Annotated in this window: 8 protein-coding genes and 1 pseudogene; 7 read left to right on the top strand and 2 right to left on the bottom strand. The window is 64.7% G+C overall.

The window, feature by feature from the left end; genetic code table 11:
* The first annotated feature begins 7 nt into the window (after positions 1-7).
* The 7 genes and pseudogenes from queE (at position 8) to JL101_RS29265 (ending at position 13,362) form a co-directional block, all read left to right on the top strand.
* On the top strand, positions 8-640 hold the full coding sequence (gene queE / locus JL101_RS29295) for a 7-carboxy-7-deazaguanine synthase (protein WP_203104154.1): 633 nt from the start codon (positions 8-10) through the stop codon (positions 638-640).
* The gene (locus tag JL101_RS29290) at positions 640-1,017 is read left to right on the top strand and encodes a 6-pyruvoyl trahydropterin synthase family protein (protein WP_203104152.1); all 378 of its coding nucleotides are present in this window, start codon (positions 640-642) and stop codon (positions 1,015-1,017) included. The genes queE and JL101_RS29290 overlap by 1 nt, the downstream gene beginning before the upstream one ends.
* On the top strand, positions 1,018-1,719 hold the full coding sequence (queC, locus tag JL101_RS29285) for a 7-cyano-7-deazaguanine synthase QueC (protein ID WP_203104149.1): 702 nt from the start codon (positions 1,018-1,020) through the stop codon (positions 1,717-1,719). It abuts the gene before it with no gap.
* Positions 1,720-1,865: 146 nt separating this feature from the next.
* Positions 1,866-2,894: an IS110 family RNA-guided transposase gene (locus JL101_RS29280; RefSeq protein ID WP_203104147.1), complete on the top strand. Its 1,029-nt coding sequence runs from the start codon at positions 1,866-1,868 to the stop codon at positions 2,892-2,894.
* 571 nt (positions 2,895-3,465) lie between these two features.
* A pseudogene (locus tag JL101_RS29275) lies at positions 3,466-4,434 on the top strand (IS5 family transposase).
* A 274-nt stretch (positions 4,435-4,708) separates the two neighbouring features.
* Complete coding sequence (locus JL101_RS29270) at positions 4,709-7,024, top strand: hypothetical protein (protein WP_203104145.1); 2,316 nt, start codon at positions 4,709-4,711, stop codon at positions 7,022-7,024.
* Entirely contained in the window at positions 7,021-13,362 is a 6,342-nt protein-coding gene (locus JL101_RS29265) for an AAA domain-containing protein (RefSeq protein ID WP_203104143.1), read from the top strand. The genes JL101_RS29270 and JL101_RS29265 overlap by 4 nt, the downstream gene beginning before the upstream one ends.
* A gap of 16 nt (positions 13,363-13,378) precedes the next feature.
* Here JL101_RS29265 and JL101_RS29260 read toward each other — a convergent pair whose 3' ends face one another.
* Together JL101_RS29260 and JL101_RS29255 are read right to left on the bottom strand one after the other, a co-directional pair.
* On the bottom strand, positions 13,379-14,077 hold the full coding sequence (locus tag JL101_RS29260) for a hypothetical protein (RefSeq protein ID WP_203104141.1): 699 nt from the start codon (positions 14,075-14,077) through the stop codon (positions 13,379-13,381).
* Positions 14,074-17,406, bottom strand: a complete 3,333-nt coding sequence (locus JL101_RS29255) for a hypothetical protein (protein ID WP_203104140.1) — start codon at positions 17,404-17,406, stop codon at positions 14,074-14,076. Before JL101_RS29255 ends, JL101_RS29260 begins: the two co-directional genes overlap by 4 nt.
* Position 17,407 lies beyond the last annotated feature (1 nt).

Here is a 17,407-nt window from a genome sequence, read left to right as displayed (position 1 = left end):
AAGCGCCATGTCGTACGCCGTCAAAGAACTCTTCAAGACACTGCAGGGGGAAGGAGCCCACACAGGACGCGCAGCGGTATTCTGCCGCTTCACCGGGTGTAACCTGTGGTCTGGGCGTGAGCAGGACCGGGTAAGTGCGATCTGCCAGTTTTGTGATACTGACTTCGTGGGCATGAATGGAGATGGAGGCGGGCGCTTCCCGGCCGCATCAGACCTTGCAGAAGCGATTGCCCGAACCTGGGGGGAGGGGCAGGATCACCGGTACGTGGTCTTCACCGGCGGTGAACCCCTGCTGCAGCTGGACGCGGCACTGGTCGCGGCGGTCCATGCCTGCGGCTTTGAGATCGCAATCGAAACCAATGGCACCCTAGAGCCTCCAGCGGGGGTGGACTGGATCTGTGTCAGTCCGAAGGCCGGCGCCGATTTGACCCTCCGCCGCGGGCACGAACTCAAGCTTGTCTACCCCCAGGCGGGGCTTGCGCCGGGAGATCTCGAGCGCCTGCCATTCCGGCATTTCTGGCTTCAGCCGATGGACGGCCCTGAACAGCCAGCCAATACGGCACGGGCTGTCGCGTACTGCAAAGACCACCCACGCTGGCGCCTCAGCCTCCAAACCCACAAGGTGATCGGGATCGCGTGATGTTCGAACTCTCGAAACAATTCCGCTTCGACGCCGCACATACACTAGACCGGGCAATCGAAACTGAGTCGAGCCGGCGCATTCACGGCCACTCCTATCGAGCGGAGGTTGTGGTGCGCGGCGTGCCCGATCCGGTGTCCGGTATGCTCATCGACCTTGGGCTACTGGAACGCTCGCTTGACGATACACGGGATGCCCTCGACCACCGTTTACTCGATGAGGTGGATGAATTGGGCCCCGCCACAATGGAAAACCTGTCGGCGTGGATTTGGCGGCGACTGGCTCCGTCCGTGACGGGTCTAGCGCGGGTCACCGTCTACCGCGACAGCAGCGGCGATGCATGCACCTATTTCGGTCATCACGGAAAGGAGGAATAAATGAGCGATGACGTGGCGTTGGTGCTTTTCTCCGGCGGGCAGGATTCCGCTACGTGCCTGACCTGGGCGCTCAACCGCTTTAAGCGGGTAGAAACCGTCGGCTTCAACTATGGACAGCGGCATCTGGTGGAATTGGAGTGCCGAACCCAGTTCAGGAAGGAACTGGTCAGCCGTTTCCCGCATTGGAAATCACGGTTGGGAGAGGATCACATGCTGAACCTCTCGGTGCTTGGAGAGGTCAGTGACACCGCACTCACCCGCGATGCCGAAATCCGGTTTCAGGAAAATGGCCTGCCCAGCACTTTCGTACCCGGCCGGAATCTGCTGTTCTTCACCTTTGCTTCGGCGCTGGCCTATCGTCGAGGGATTAGGCACCTGATAGGCGGCATGTGCGAAACCGACTACTCCGGCTATCCGGACTGTCGCGACGACACGCTCAAAGCCCTGCAGGTTACGCTCAACCTGGGCATGGATCACCGCTTTGTCCTGCACACGCCGCTCATGTGGATCGACAAGGCTGGTACATGGGCTATGGCCGACCAGATCGGCGGCGCTGACCTGGTCGACCTCATAGTCGAACAGACTCACACCTGTTACAAAGGCGATCGCACTCACCACCATGCCTGGGGCTATGGTTGCAGCGAATGCCCGGCCTGCGAGTTGCGAGCGCGCGGATGGAATGGCTACATCGCGTTGAGGTAAGGGTAGGAATTACCTCCTGCCCCCTATACCCTTCACAGGTCAGACGGTCGGCGGTAGGGCAGCGTGATGAGATGGACGGTCCCCCGTATCAAAGCACGTTTAGTGCCATATGAGGGATAGGTTCCCTTCATCCCGGAGAGTGTGCGATGTCGGCAGCGTTCATCGGTCTCGATCTGGCGAAGTCGGTGTTTCAGGTTCACGGTGTTGATGCCCAGGGCAAGGTGGTTGTGACGAAGCGTCTGCGGCGGGACGCGGTGCTGGCTTTTTTCGCCAACTTGCCCGTGTGCGTGGTCGGAATGAAGGCCTGTGCCGGGTCGCACTTCTGGGCAAGAGAGCTCGCCCGGCTCGGCCATACGGTGCGGCTGATGGCGCCGCAGTACGTCAAGCCCTACGTCAAGCGCCAGAAGAATGACCGGGCCGACGCCGAAGCGATCTGCGAGGCGGTGCAGCGACCGAGCATGCGGTTCGTCGCGGTCAAGAGCGAGGAGCAGCAGAGCACCCTGGCGATCCACCGGGTGCGCGAGACGCTGGTCGCCCAGAAGACGCAACTGATCAACGCGTTGCGCGCTCACCTTGCCGAGTTCGGCATCATCGCACCCCAGGGCGTCGGCAAGGTCGTGCAGCTGACCGCCGTGGTGGCCGACCTGGAGGACACCCGGGTTCCCGTTCTGGCACGAAGCGTTCTTCAGAGTCTTGTCGACCAACTGCGCGACACCGAACGCCGGATCGAGGAACTCGACGCCCGGTTGGCCGAGCAGGCGCGGGAAAGCAAGGTGTGCCAGCGGCTGATGACGGTTCCCGGCATTGGTCCGATCACCGCGACGGCGCTGGCGGCGACGGTCGGCGACGCCACGATCTTCGCGTCCGGCCGTCACCTGGCGGCGTGGCTCGGCCTGGTGCCTCGTCAGAATTCGAGCGGCGGCAGGGAGCGCCTGGGTTCCATCTCCAAGGCGGGAGACGGTTATCTGCGTCGGCTGCTGGTGCATGGCGCCCGGGCGGTGATGCGCTGGCAGGGCAAGACCTCGCCGTGGCTGGCCGGCTTGCTGAAGCGCCGGCCGGTCAACGTCGCGGTAGTGGCGCTGGCCAACAAGCTGGCGCGGATCGCCTGGGCCGTGATGGCGCGCGGCGAGGACTACCGAAAGCCGGATGCGGCGACCGAACCAGCCGCGGCGTAAGGCGGCCATGAGCGCGCCAATCGCATCGGGTGTCCCGACCAGCGGCAGAATAGCACCGTGCTCGCTCCGGCAAGGCCAAGCCGCCTGCGGCGGTGGCCCTGGCGGGCCAGCCTTGCCGTCGCTGCGCGCGGCGCTCCTGAAAAAGACAGGTCGGGACGGAGAGGTGGTCCTGCCGATCGAACAAAGAGGTTGGGATCAGGAAGAAGACAGGGGTGAGACAACACCGCTGCACGCCGCTCCGACGGGGGCTGAGTGTGGCGCACCGGGCTCTCCTTCGGTTTGCGAGGGCGACTGACAGCGTGATGGCATGACAGGTCAGACCGGGATCGGCCAAACCCGCGTGCAACAGCGAGCGCAACAGCTCGACAGCGTGATTGGGTGCCGATCCGCGGATCTCATCAGGGCCGGCAGCCTGGGCTGCGCAAAGAGGCCGGATAGATGGCAGCAACCGACTTTCCATGTCGGAACGCCACGCGAAACCCTTGCAAGGTGGGGGCCGTCCATAGATGTTGCACGAATGGGCGGGGTGACGTAGGAGACAGTCCGTTTCGATGCTCAGGATCTGGCCTTTATGCCGCATAAATACAACGCCGACCGTCGCCACCATATTCCGCGGCCGAAGCGACGCGTCACGAACTGGGCAGCGTATAACGAGGCGCTGCGGCGGCGGGGTAGTCTGACTGTGTGGTTTACGGATGAGGCGATCACCGCCTGGAAAGCGGCGCCGCGGACGACACCGGGAGGTCAACCCCACTACTCGGACCTCGCGATAAAGACAGCTCTAACATTGCGCGCTGTGTTCCACCTGGCACTGCGCCAGACCGAAGGGCTGATCGGCTCGATCCTCCAGTTGCTCGGCCTCGACCTGCCGGTGCCGAATTTCTCTACTCTCAGCCGACGGGCCCGGAGCCTCAGCTGCCGGCGCAGCCCCGGACCACCGGCGGACCGATCCACCTGATGGTCGACAGTTCCGGCCTGAAGCTGAGCGGCCCGGGTGAGTGGCTGGTCGAGAAACACGGCACCAGCAAGCGGCGCTCCTGGCGCAAGTTCCATATCGGCTTCGATGCGGTGAGCGGCCGGATCGTCGCTTCCATCCTGACCGACCGCGACGTCGATGACGCCTCCCAGGTCGAGCCCCTGCTCGACCAGATTGCCGACCCGGTCGAGCTCTTCCTGGGCGACGGCGGCTATGACAGAACTGGCGTGTACACCACTCTGGACGAGCGCCATCCAGCTGCGACGGTGGTTATCCCACCGCGTGCCGATGCCGTGCTCAGCGCCACGGCGGAGGCCGAGCCCACCCAGCGCGATGGCCACATTCAGGCGATCGCCGGAAAAGGGCGAATGGCCTGGCAGCGCGACAGCGGTTACAATGAAAGAGCACGCGTCGAGGGCCAGATCGCCCGCTGGAAGCAGGTCATCGGTGAGGGGCTGGCGTGCGTATTCCGGCGAAGCCCGGACCACCGAGGTCGCCATCGCCGCCCAGGTCCTCAACCGAATGCTCGACCTTGGACGTCCGAACTCCGTCCGCGTCGCCTGATCAATCGCGGGGGCTGGGGGCTCCTTTGCCTCTTCTTCCTCCGTGCAACACTCCAACACAAAACTTGGATGAACCTAATCCGTTGCCATCTAGCCAAGTTTACCCATGATCCACCTCCAACAGCGTTGAGTCACGCCGACAGCTCAAACACAACCGCGATACGGATTTCAGGCACGAAGCTCTAACACGTGGGGAACTCCAATTTCAACGTGCAATGGCCACGGGAACCCTTTACCTTTCCCGCCTGACGGGAAGCTAGGGGCACCGGTGGTAAATGGCAAAGCGGTTCAGCGCATCGACGATTAAATCTTGGTTTCAGTATCGCTGTGAACGCAAGGCTCGGTACGAACTGCTGTCCGATGGCGAACTAGCTGCCGTTCCCATCGTCAAGGACACCCGGGAAGACAGCTGGGCCCTGCTCGGCAAAGATTTTGAGCGCCGGGTGATTGATCGTTTGCATCGGGAGCAAGGCGTCCTGAAGCCCTCCGCGGGCGAAGATGTTCTCGATCAGCAGCAGACGGCCGCCTTCCTACGGGGTCGAGTTGAGCGCGTGTACGCCCACCAGGTCAACCTGCGCCCCTCCGGCGAGGTGGATTTCCTCAAGGGCACGGGGTTGGAGCTTGCCCGCAATATGGCCGACCTTGTGCGTCGGGAAGCACCCAGCCGGCCGGGCGGCAAGAGGATCTTCACCCTCATCGACATCAAGGCGACGCGCCGGGCCACCCCCTTCCACAAGACCCAGGTCGCCTTCTACGCGCGGGTTCTGGAAGCGCTGTTGAAAGAGATGGCAGTAACCGCGCCGCTCACAACCGAGATCTCTCCCTATGGCGAGATCTGGCACATACCGGAGCATGGATCAGCGGACGGCGATGCCTGGGAGGTCGATCAGTTCGCCCTCGCCCCCTACCTACGCTTAGTCGACGACTTCTGCCAAAACCAGCTGCCGGTCATTGCGCGAAAGCGGGTTGGCCACGGCATCGATGAGACGTTCTTCCACCTCTACTTCAAGTGCGAGCAGTGCAAGTTCCTGGAGCATTGCGAGGCATCGGTTTCAGCCGTGCGGCAACCCCTTGACCGCGATGTCTCCGCGGTGCCGGGCCTGAGCCATGAAGGCAAGCGCGCGCTGCTGCATTTGGGTGTGCGCACCGTCGGTGATCTCGCCAAGGCAACAGGCTTGGCCAAGGCGCCGGGAGTCGGCTGGTCGCTGAGTCGGCGCGCGCCGCTGCTGGTGGCGCGAGCAAAATCGCTGTCCGAAACACGGGTGCTGCGGACAGAAGAGCAGCAGACGTTCTTGATGCCGCCCCAATGCGATGTCTGCCTGTTGGTGTCCGTCGACCATGATCCCGTCGATGGCCGCATCGCCGCGATCGGCTACCGGCGGATCGAAGGCGGCGCGGTCAGCAACGAAGTAATTCGGGTACCGCAGACCGGGTCCTTGCGCCATGAGTCCGACGCGCTGGTCACCGTCCTGAGCGCCCTCATCATGGACCTGAACGCCATCGACCACGCCAACGCGGCGCGTCCCGCCGGCGACGATGGCCTTCACGCCCACATCTTCTTCTACGAGCCGGCAGAGGCAGTCAATCTGCAGCGCGCCATTGGCCGGCATCTGAACGATACCCGGATACGCAGCGGCCTGTTGCACCTCGTGCGCCTGTTTCCTCCCGACGAGGTCGTACCAGAGCCCGAATTTCGAGGCGTGCATCATCTGCCAGCAACCGCGGTCCGAAGCGTGGTGGAGCACCTATGGGCCCTTCCCCTCAGCGTTGCCTATGACCTGCGCCAGGTCAGCGACGTGCTTTGTGCCGAAGGTCCTGGTCATCCCTACCGCCCTGCACCTAAATTCGCCCGCCGCTTCTCCTCCCTGCTGCCGATCGAGGTCATTCGCAAGCTACGGGAAGCCCGTCCGGATGCTGCCAGTATCGATGATATCCGTGCGGACGTCTCCGCCCGCCTGGACGCGCTGCAAGGTGTCATCAACTGGATCATGACGGAGCACAGGAGACAAGCCGCGGCAGGATCACCCCTTCTCCGGTTGGCCAAGAAGCCATTCCGCTTCCAGGCCAGTTTCGATCCTCTTAATGCCGTGGACCTGGATGTCCTGCTCGCCTGCGAGCTGCTGGAGAACCGCGCAGGCCTGCTGGAGGCGCTGGTGAACCTGGCACAGCCCGCCCAGCGGCGCCGCGACGCCGGGCGGTGTCTGGCGGGACTGACGCTGAAGAAGGAATGGCCCTATGGGCCGTATCGCATCATGCAATTCCATGTCCCCGAGGAAAGCCGGGACAGCGATCTCGGGCCTGGCGACATCGATCTCATCCTGACCGACGACACACCGGACCTTCGGCTAGACCCTGCCCAATGGAAAAGCCTTGCCTGCCAGCTAAGGCCGCCCGACGAGGCATTCAGGGACCGGCGCGATCTGCTGCAAGTCCAGGTCTGGGGCAGGGTTTTCGAAGGTCCAGCTTTCCAGACTTTGCTGCGTCGGGTCGGCAAGGAGCCTGGCTGGTACATCGATCGCGGCTTCAACGACGTCAACACGGCCAAGGCCGCAGCCTTTTTGTCCAATCTGGCGCGGAGCGACAGGGAATGAGCTTGCGGAACCACATTCTCTCGTTCCTGCGCGACCCTCAGGCGTTCTCGGGCGCCACCAGCGATGCCGACACTTGGATGGACGGGCTTGAGACCGTCGCCGAGCCGGCGATTGCGGCCGGCGCGGACCATCCATTGCGTCCGGCCCAGATTGCCGCCTGGCGAGGTCTGGCGACGGCTCGCGCCGGCTTGGTGTTGGGACCTCCTGGGACTGGCAAGACCCACCTGCTCTCCTGGCTCATCTTGGGCTACATCCATGCGCGCCACGCCGCTGGATTGCCCGCACGCGTGTTCGTAAGCGCCTTCACTCGAAACGCCATCGGCAACGTTCTGGACGGTGTCGCCGCCCGCGGCCGCAAGGCGGATCTCGACAGCTTCGCCACTCATTTTCTGGGAAACCTGCCGGCAGCCGGCCTCTCGCCATTGGTTCGTCCACGACCGTCCACCGCCGCTGCAGAACTCGACCAGGCTCTCGAGGATCTCACCCCGGAGTCCGTGGTAATGGGTGCCTCGGTCTGGACTCTCTACAAGCTCTTGAGCCGGCCGAACTCGGGAACCGCCGACGGGTTCACGGCCGGACTGTTCGACCTCGTCTGCATCGATGAGGCCTCGCAGCTGGTGCTGGGTCAGGGGCTCTTGGCGCTGGGAGGCCTCAAGGATGGAGGCCGTCTCATCGTCGCAGGGGACGACAAGCAGTTGCCGCCCATCCGAGCCGGCCGGTCCGTGACCCTGGAAAACCGGGCGCTCGGCGGCTCCTTATACAATTTCTTAAAGTCGGCGCAGGTGCCTGAGTTCGCCCTGGAGGAAACCTTTCGGCTGAACGCGCCGCTGGCCGCCTTTCCGGAACGCAAGTTCTATCCCGGCCGCTATCGATCCGCGCCTGAGGTGGCCACGCAACGCCTTGAGCTGAAGGAGACGTGGCGCGACGGGTTAGAACACTGGGAGATGGCCTGCCTCGATCCGGACCATCCCATCGTCGTTGTGCTGCATGACGGCCCGCCGGCCGCCACCAGCAACGCGTTCGAGGCTGCCGTCGCCGCACGGCTGGCAGGCCATTTGGCACGGCTGATGCCGGGGGACGAGCCTAGCTTGTGGCGCGAGCGGATGGCCATCGTGAGCCCGCACCGTGCGCAGAATAGCGCCATTCGCGATGCTCTGGCGGCACCAATGCGGTCAGGCGCCTTTGTGGAGACAGTGGACCGCATTCAGGGCAAAGAGCGCGACGCGATCATTCTCTCCTACTGCGTTGCCGACGCCGAGTTCGCCGTCGCGGAAGCGGATTTTATCTTCGCGCCGGAGCGCCTCAATGTCGCGGTGACCCGGGCAAGGTCCAAGCTCATCGTTCTGGTGAGCCGCCGGTTGCTGGACGCGGTGCCGACCCAACAGGAGCAGATGGACAAGGCTGAACTGCTGCGCGAGTTCACCTTCGACGCCGCTCTCCTCGCCGAGGCGATGCTGCCCAACGGTGCGGGAGGGCGGTTTCCTGCCCAGATCCGGGTCATGGGCTTCGACGGCGCACCGCCGCTGCAGGCAGTCGACGCGTCGATGAGCGCGGCTCCCGCGCCGGCCGCCACCTTGACCCCGTGGCAGGACGCTGTGCTTCAGGCTGTGGCGTCGGTCTCTCTGGCGTCCGAGCACGGCAACGCGACGCTGCCTAAGCTTCAGGCTGCGATGGCCACGCACGCCAACTTGCTGCCAGCGCTTTCGGAGCTTCATGGCTTGGGGCGGATCGCTTTGGAGTCGCGCCCCGGCAGGACTGGTCGTTTCTGGGTCGCCCGGCCCCTCGATCAGCCACGTTCCGTTCATCCCCCAACACTGGAGAATGTCCGGCGCTTTGCCGAGGAAGCGATCCGACAATCCAGATCGGGCACCTCCGGAGCCCTTTACGGCGTCGTGCGCAAGCACTTCGCCTGGATGGATGGTAGCGGCGAGGATGTGCTGCGCCCGCACTTCGATCGACTTCGAGACGAGGGGCTGCTCGCCTACAAGACGGCCAAGGGCCACCTTCTGATAAACTGGGTTGACCAGGACGACGCGCCCGAGACAACACCCGAGGAATCGGCCCCGGACCTGTCCGACACAGACTTCCAGGTGCTGAACGCGCTTGAGGACCTGGAGGTGGAGCGCATCAACTTCGGCATCTTGGAGGCCTGGACATCGTCTGTGGGCGTCGCCAACGCGGCCGGTCTGCCGCGCGCCACCGTGACAGCGTCCCTGGCCCGCCTGGAAGCGGCTGGATGGCTCTTGATGGCCGACGAGGGCCGCATCCGCAGCCGCATGGCCGAACTCGCGCGGGAAACCCGATACCTGAAGCAGCGCTTCCGCCGCGACGGCGCGGAGAAAAGTCCCTACCTCGTGCGTAGCCTGAAGGTACTCGTACGCGACCGCGACAAGCCGGAGCGCAAACGGCACAAGCTTTTGAAGACTTTCCCGGACATCGCAGAACGGGTCGATCCAGTTCACGCCGTAGCCCTGCAGGGCCTTTCAAGCGCTCTGGCGCGCCAATGGTCAGTGGAAGCCTGTTTGGCAGGCTTCCAGGCGCGCAGCCTGGACGCCTTGTCGCGCGCCTGGAACGGCGACGGACCGGACGCCTTCGTGATCGCCGCGGATACCGGTTCTGGCAAGACGGAGGCCGCTGGCCTGCCCCTCATCGCCGCGGCGGCCGCCGACCGGCTGCGCGGCATTCGCGGTGTTCGGGCGATTCTGGCCTATCCACGGGTGCGACTCGCCGCCAACCAGGCCCAGCGCCTCGCCAAATACCTAGCCGCCCTGGCGATGGAACCGGGCATGCCCACTGTCACACTCGGCCTTCAAGTGGCAGCTGTTCCGGAGACTTTCGATCGGCTGCAGGAGTGGGAGACAAAGGCCGGCTGGACCGCCGTCTGCTCCGGAACCTTCAGCTTTCCCTTCTTTGCCTGTCCCGATTGCGGTGAACCCCTGCTGCTCGGTGAGGCCGCTGGCGTGGACGGGGCCGACAAGCTCTTCTGCACGTCATGCCGCTGGTCATTCGGCGGTTGGATCGGGTCCAAGGTCGGATTGAGGCGAGCGCCGCCCGCCCTGTTCCTGCCGACGACCGATTCGCTGCACCGATGGATGCACGACACCCGCTATGGCCGGCTGTTCGGTGACGAACTCGGCTTCGCGCCGCCGCGGGCGCTGCTGGCAGACGAGATCCACCTCTACGCGCACGTCCATGGCGCGCAGGTCGGCCTGGCGCTTCGGCGCCTCGCCGCCCGATGCGAGCGCAATGTCGATTGCGGCGGGCGCATGCTGGCCGTCGGTATGAGCGCTACGCTTGGCGACCCGGCCAGCGCCTGGGGCCGGCTCATGCACCGCGACACCGTATCCTTGCTCACCCCCATGTGCGAGGAGCGAGAACCCAACCCCCGGGGGCGGGAATACTTCTACTTCATCCAACCGGAAGTCGAGTCCCGAGGTCAGGACATCGCGGGCGCGTCCACCACCATCCAGGCTTTGATGTGCCTCGCGCATGGCATGCGACGGCGCACCGGGCGAGAGGGGGGTTTCCGCAGCCTTGTCTTCCTGGATTCCATCGACAAGGTTCGGCGCCTGCACGCGGCATACGACGACGCTGAGACCCATCGCCGCCTCGCAGCCTATCGAACGCGTAAATATCCCGACGATCCACTCACCGGTGTGCCCCGCGACGCCTGCTGCGGCGAGCCCCATGGATGCGACGCGTTTCGCGATGGCGAGTGCTGGATCTTCGCTGCTCAAGACAAAGCCCAGCAGTCGGCGCGCGGTCGCCGGTGTGCCGGCGCGCCGCTGCGCGTCGCGGAACAGCCCGTCCACGCCGGTGCGGTGGGCAGCATCGAGGCGCAGATCAAGGAGGCGGACATTGTCTTCGCCACCTCGTCGCTTGAGGTGGGCTACGACGACCCCGACATCACGCTGGTCTACCAACATTATGCGCCGCGCAACTTGGCGAGCTTCATTCAGCGCAAGGGGCGCGGCGGCCGCGGCGAGAACGACCGACCCATAACAGCGGTCACCCTCTCCATCTATTCCAGCCGGGATAGCTGGTGGTTCCGCAAGCCCGGCCAGATGATCAGCCCGGCGGGCTTCGGCATTCCGCTCAATCCCGACAATCATTTCGTGCGGCAGGGCCAGATGCTCGCGTCCGTCCTGGACGCCTTTGCCCGCCACCAGACGCGGACCGGAACCGCGTTGGATCCCCGACAGCCGTCAGCGGCCGCCTTGCAGGATGCCGCATCCTTCGTGGAAAGCATCTTTGGCCCGGAGCCTTGGCGGGAGTTCGGTCGCGACAGCTTGGAGGCGCTTTGGCAATGGGCTATGGGTCGAGCCCGAAAAGGAATGCCGATCCGCTTCCTCAGCGATGTGCGCAACGCCATCGATCTCATTCCGGACCTGCTCTTCGACGTGATCAACCTGCCGCAGCTGCGGGTCAGGAGCGGCCCTGACCTGGACAAGCCAGAGGATATTTCGCTGGCCCTGCCGCTGGCGGCTCCCGGCAATGCCACCCGCCGGTATGACGCCACGGAGGTTCATTGGCGTCCGCCGGTCCAAGGGAAAGCACCCTGGTTCGCTGATCAGGACTATGAGGCGGGGCAGTGGGCGACCATCGGCGACGATGGCGCGGCTTGGTTGAATCACCTGCCAGAGGAAGCGCGCCCCCAGCTGTCGGGCCTGTCGCCGCGCTACTTCCGACCCAAGCAACTGAGCTTCGACCGGCTAGGCCTTCTGTTCGGCGTCAGCTGGCAGTCCCATTGGGCGGTGCCGACGCCAAGCGTGGCGCCGCAGGCAGCCGACGCCACCACGCCCAAAGCGCGATTGGTACGTCACGACTCCCGTGGCAGCCTTCGAGGCTTTCCCCTCATAAAGGTTGATGTGGCGCGCGGGCGAGGCCTGGAGGTGCCGGCCATGCGACCCTGGGTGACATCTCTGGACGTCTACTTGGGCGACGGACGAGGGGACAGGACGACCGGCTTGGTCCTGGCCCGGGTTTACTGGGGCGCCGATGCCGAGGTGCGACTGGAGGGGCCAAAAGCAGGGCCGGAAACCTATTCCCAGATTTTCACCGGCCCCGACAGGGACCAACCCCTGCTGCACGGGTATCATGTGCAAACCGAAGGCATCCGCCTGACGCTAGATGACCAGCGACTGGGCCGTTTCGTCGCCGCGGAAATCGAACGGCTGAAAGATGACGCAGGCCAGAGGAGTTGGTACGCCGCCCAGATGCTGCGCTACCTGGTCGAGAGCAAAGCCCAGGCGGCAGGGGTCAGTCTGTATGAGGCCCGCCGCGGCGCCGAACTGATCGTCAGCGCGGCCAACGATCCGGACCTGAAGGTCAGGCTCAACCGGCTGCTTGCGTTCTGGGACGCCGCCGGGCTGGCCGCTCTGCTCGAGGATACCCGCGCGTCGCTGCTGTCCCAGCACCCCCTCCTGAGCACGGACCGCGTGGCGCGGGTAGCGGCTGCTTTGTCGGGCCAACCATTCCAGCTCCTGCTGCGCACCGCAGTTCAGGCCGTCGCCGAACCGGTCCAGTTCAGGCGCTTCCTCAAGACCGCCGTTCTGCATGCGCTCGCGGTGCGGATGAAAGAGTCCTTCTGCCAGACGGCGCTCGGCGACGAGCGGCAAGTCATATTGCACGTCAGATTGCCCATGCAGTTTGGCGATGATGCCGACCCGACCATAACCATCTGTGAGGCTGGCGCCTTTGGCGACGGGACCACCCGGACATTCGTCGATCGGCTGGAAACAGCCGCGCAGCATTGGCACAATGGCTTCCTTGCCGACTGTCCCAACGCACGCGAAGACGAGGTTCTCCGTCGGTTTCTGGAGCGCAAGACCGAGCACGCGGCTTGGCGGGCCATCGATCCTGACGACTATGAAGCCCTCGCACGGCTTGCGCACGAACTGGGCATGTCGCCTGGCGTTCCAGCGCCCGCTGCGGTCCTGCGGCTGCTGTTTGGAGCCGAGGCCGTGGGCGACGAGCGCTTCGACCTTTACGACCTCGCCATGGAGGTGCAGCAGGCCGATGAACGCTTGACCGCTCGCCTGGGCCGCGCGCCGTCGGCTTGGGAACTGGTGAGCGCGGCGGTTTCCCACGCCAAAGGCAGCCCGGGCTCCCTCGCCCACCGCGTGCTGCACGCCTATGGGCATATTGAGGATGCCGCCCAGGACGAGTCTTTGAGTCCCGAGGCGCGGTTGGCCGACCAGATCTACCGCCTTCACGCACGTCTCTGCGTCGACGGCTGTCAGGCGTGCGTCCATCAGCCAAGCGATCTGATGTCAGAGACTTTGGCTGAGGCCTCGACGAGCCGCTCGCTGCTGGAGCGGTTCTTGTTGCAGAGCTGAGACCTGCCGTCGCCTGTCAGCCGATGGCCCGCAATTCGAAGCGGTCGAGAGCGCCATGCTGGTCCAGCCACTTGCGCACTCGCTCTGTGACCAGCCGCAACGTGGCTTTTTGCGCCGCGAGCGCGTCGATGAAGCGGTCGACCTCCGCGTCCTCCGTGAAGGACTGGCGTTCCGCGTCGAGCGCGACGCGGCAGCGGCGCATGCGCTGGATCCGCTGGTACAGCGCTGCCATCGTCTCTCCGGGCACTGGCTGTAGACCCTGCGCCGCAAGGGTCACCAGCCGCTGGCCGAGTGGGGCGGCGCCATCGATCTTCTTCAGCAAAGTCCCAATAACGTCTAGGGGCCTGAACTCCGCCTGAAGAGCCGAGAGAGCATGCCGGCGGACCTGCCCTTCCAGACGGCCAAGATCGAGCTGCATCTGCCGGTAGCTATCACGGACGAGGCGAAGATCGTCCGCCGACGCCGCGCTAATCAACTGGCCACCCAGCTCCTCGGCGGCGAATTCCAGATCGTGAAGCAGGTCCTTCTGAGCGGGATCCACATCGAAACGCGTCAGAGCCGCGACAGCAAACAGCGCCGTCAGCCGCTCGATCAAGGCCGACGCATCCCGCAGCGCCTCGATAGTCTGTCCAAGCCCCTCGCCGATACGGCGCTGGACGACTGCGGCGGGCAGTTGAGGCAACATCTCCTCAAGATCAATCAGGGCGTCTGTCATCCGATGACGGGCTCCTCTGTCTGGCCCGAGACCACCGTGGGATGAAGGGCTGCCTTGATGCTACGACCAGTCATTCTCAAGGTCTCCAGCGGCACCGCCTTACCGGCCTCCCGGACGCAGTCCCGCACATGCTCGACCATAGTGGCCACGGTGCGCTCACCGGTGTCGGCAAGGCCGCGCATGTCGTCCAGATCCTTAGCCGGCGCCCGCAGCACCCAGTCGAACAGGTCGACATCCTTGGGCGGCAATCCGGATCCGGCCTCTGACAGCGTGTAGAGCAGTTCCTCAACGCCGCCGTCTAGTTTCGCCTCGAGCTTCGGCTTGAGGCGCTCGTAGGCCTGCTTCCAACCGCGCACCTGGTCGGGAGCGGCATGCGGCAGTTGCTCGGCCGCGCTGACGATGGCCCGGTCAAGACGTGCGTAATGCGCTGCGATCGACTGCCCACGCAGATAAGCGTAAAGCGCCTCAGCGCGGCCACGGATTTGGTCCCGCTCGTATCGCATGATCGGCTTCAGCGAGAACTCGGTATCCCTGATGATGTCGCGCGCGCGGTTGAATACGGGGACCGCAGTATCGACCTTGACGTCCGGAACCTCATCGAAACGAAGCGTTCGGCGCAACCGCTCAACGGCGCCTGCAATGACCGACAGGTCGGCCAGCCCGAAGCTGCGTGCCTCGCCTTGAGGCAAGCTCATCATCTCCCGCAACACGCTTCGAAAGTTAGCGTGCTGGTCTTTGGTGCGATTCAGGAAGTCGCTCCACCGACTACAGCGGGAAGCGGGATCGCTTTCGGCTTGCGGTTCATCGGATAATATGGCCCGCACTTGTTTGGAAAGGCTGTCGGATGGAGCGACCGTGCCGCGCAGCCAGGCCCGAGCCAGAAGTATCTGACCGAGCGCGACCGCCGGCGCCCAGCGTTGGCCGTTCTCCAGGCGCGTCAAGCGCTGGTCGGCATAGCCGCCGATCATCTCCTCCAGCCGCCGCAGGGCCAGGGAAAGCTTGCGCCGATGATAGTCCAGATCCTGGGTGGACAACTCACGATCGAGCCGCAACGCCAAATAGGCCTCAAGGCCGTCGCGCACCCAATCCGCCGCGCGAACACTGAAGTAGTTGCGCTGAGCGGGTCCGGTGCCTTCGAACTTGACCTGTTCCGGCGTCAGTAAGCGGTTGAAGGTCCCCGGATCCAGCCCGACGCGGCGGGGATCGATGGCTCGGACCAGTTCATAAAGGATCTTGTTCCAGTCCGATGGCGAGGCGAGCTCCCCCGTCTCGCCCCAGACCCGCAACTGGTCGCGCAACCGCTCCAGTTCGCTCTTCGTCGGCGCCTTGCGCTTCGACGGAGGAGCCTGGACCTTGATGTTGCGACTCTCAAGCGGTCGCGTGACCGGCGAGGACGGTCGGACCGTCGGGGCGAGAGGCAGGACCATGGCATCCGTGGACACCGGTGGCTCGTCGGGAAGGAGCGGCCCCTGCGGTTCGGCCGGTAGGCGTGATGCCTTCTCGGCGGTTGCTTGGTCCTCGCCCAGCCAGGGGAGCCCAAACGCCTCGAACACGCCCCGCGGCACGTCTGCAAAAGCGAGAGCCCCGTCGTCCAGACGCATCGTGTCCGCGCGCTCACGGTTGCCCCAGTACGCCAGAAGCCGTCGCAGGCGAGGCCGTTCGGCTTCGCTGGCTCCCACCTCGACAAGTTTCTCCAGGCGGGACGACAATTTGCGTGTCTCGATTGGCAAGGCCCTAGTCTCGAGCAGTGCCGTCGGAAACTGCCGCGCGGCCAGTGCATCGGGCTGGGAGAGATTGGGGCTGAGGATCGCCTGCAAGATGCCGCGGGGCGTCTTCCAAGTCAGCCCGTTGTCGCGGTCGTTCAGGCTGGAGAACAGACGCTCGAGAGCCTTCTCGGTGAAGGGAAAGTAGCCGTATCCGTTAGCATCGGCGCCGAAGGTTCGATGGCATCCCTCGCGAACCGGGCATCCATCACACCTGTTGGGGGCGGGCAACGTGGGATCGGAGAAGCGTTGCCGACGCCACACCGCCAGCACCTCCGTACCGGCGCGCGTCGCCGCCAGATAGCGGGCAGCAAAGGAGAGGCGGGCCTGCCGGTCCCGTAGCGTCGCAACGTCCTGCAGGTCAGTCGCCCCGCTGGTCTGGCCCAGCACCACCTCGTGGGTGATGCGGCCGCGATAGTTGCCATGCAGCTTCTGGTAATAGGCCGGCGTCACGCCGACGACCGAGATGAGGGGGCACATGTCGCTGCCCGCATCGTCGCCGCCGGCACCGCGGGTACGCGCGTTCGTCACCAGCACGTCGATGAGGCTGTCATCGATGCCTTCCCAACTGGTGATGTCCTCCAGCAGAAGCACCAGGCGAACGCCCGGCGTCTTCGTCAACTCGGTCCGGATCTGACGGAACAGCGTCTTCAACCCCTCGGCAGACACACCGAGAAGATTCTGGATCGCGTCGTTGCGGCGCCGGTTGAGGGCGGCTATGAGGCGCAGGCTGACGGGCAGTTGGTCTTTCAGATCCCGCTCGATCTCAGCCGTGCTCCAACCCGCGTTCTGGTGAGCGGCGACGATCTGCGCTTCTTCCCTCAGCTTGGTCGCGAGACGGAGGGTGGCGGGAAAAAGCCCGGAGGTTCGCAGGTCCGCGCAACAGTTGGCCAGCTCGCGCATATCGGAGACATTGAAGCTGGCTGACTCTGAATTCCGGGAGCCCGAGGCGCCTGACCCCTGCCCTTCCAGCAGGCGCAGAATGCGGGCGGGGCCATTCCAGTTGCGCTTGACGTTGATGGAGCCGATGAGTTCACCGGGCCGATGGCTGGTACACCAGTCAACATCCTCTAGGGGTGGATCGAAGTGCCCGGGATCGAGCGCATTGGCCAAATTGCTTAGGAAGTTGTTGGCCCGGCCTTGCACCGTGGCATGGTGGGTTTGGCCAAGCTTGTTGAAGAGTTCGGCAAACTCCGGCGGCAGGCGGTCGCGCAACTGGCGGAGCGCTCCTTCGAGGCTGCCGTCGGCACGTTGCAGCAGCAGCTTTATGTCCGACGGCTGGGACCAGTTCACATGAAGCCAGCGGATCAGATGCGACTTGCCGGACCCGGGCTCGCCTTGCACCACGCAAAACGCGTGCTCCCGGGCCGGGTCGGAGAGCGCTTTGAGAACAGACTGCTCGTCCTGGCCAAGGAACTCGCCCGCGTGGCTGCCGGCGATGTCGAAGCCCTGGATGGGCGAATGGGTGGCGAGGAAGATGCCCTCGTGCCCTTCGAGGGCCTCGTTGCTGAGAATGGCGGAGGCGTCCTGGGCACGCCAGCACGCTTCATGCGGCAAGGCGCTCATG

The sequence above is a fragment of the Skermanella rosea genome (genome assembly GCF_016806835.2).
Lineage (GTDB): Bacteria > Pseudomonadota > Alphaproteobacteria > Azospirillales > Azospirillaceae > Skermanella > Skermanella rosea.
This window is presented reverse-complemented; position numbering and strand designations above follow the sequence as displayed.

Excerpts from the sequence above, each read along its gene's own strand:
- JL101_RS29290 (WP_203104152.1), top strand. The coding sequence starts at position 640 with ATGTTCGAACTCTCGAAACAATTCCGCTTCGACGCCGCACATACACTA.
- JL101_RS29260 (WP_203104141.1), bottom strand. The coding sequence starts at position 14,077 with ATGACAGACGCCCTGATTGATCTTGAGGAGATGTTGCCTCAACTGCCC.
- JL101_RS29255 (WP_203104140.1), bottom strand. The coding sequence starts at position 17,406 with ATGAGCGCCTTGCCGCATGAAGCGTGCTGGCGTGCCCAGGACGCCTCC.
- JL101_RS29280 (WP_203104147.1), top strand. The coding sequence starts at position 1,866 with ATGTCGGCAGCGTTCATCGGTCTCGATCTGGCGAAGTCGGTGTTTCAG.
- queC (WP_203104149.1), top strand. The coding sequence starts at position 1,018 with ATGAGCGATGACGTGGCGTTGGTGCTTTTCTCCGGCGGGCAGGATTCC.
- JL101_RS29265 (WP_203104143.1), top strand. The coding sequence starts at position 7,021 with ATGAGCTTGCGGAACCACATTCTCTCGTTCCTGCGCGACCCTCAGGCG.
- JL101_RS29270 (WP_203104145.1), top strand. The coding sequence starts at position 4,709 with ATGGCAAAGCGGTTCAGCGCATCGACGATTAAATCTTGGTTTCAGTAT.
- queE (WP_203104154.1), top strand. The coding sequence starts at position 8 with ATGTCGTACGCCGTCAAAGAACTCTTCAAGACACTGCAGGGGGAAGGA.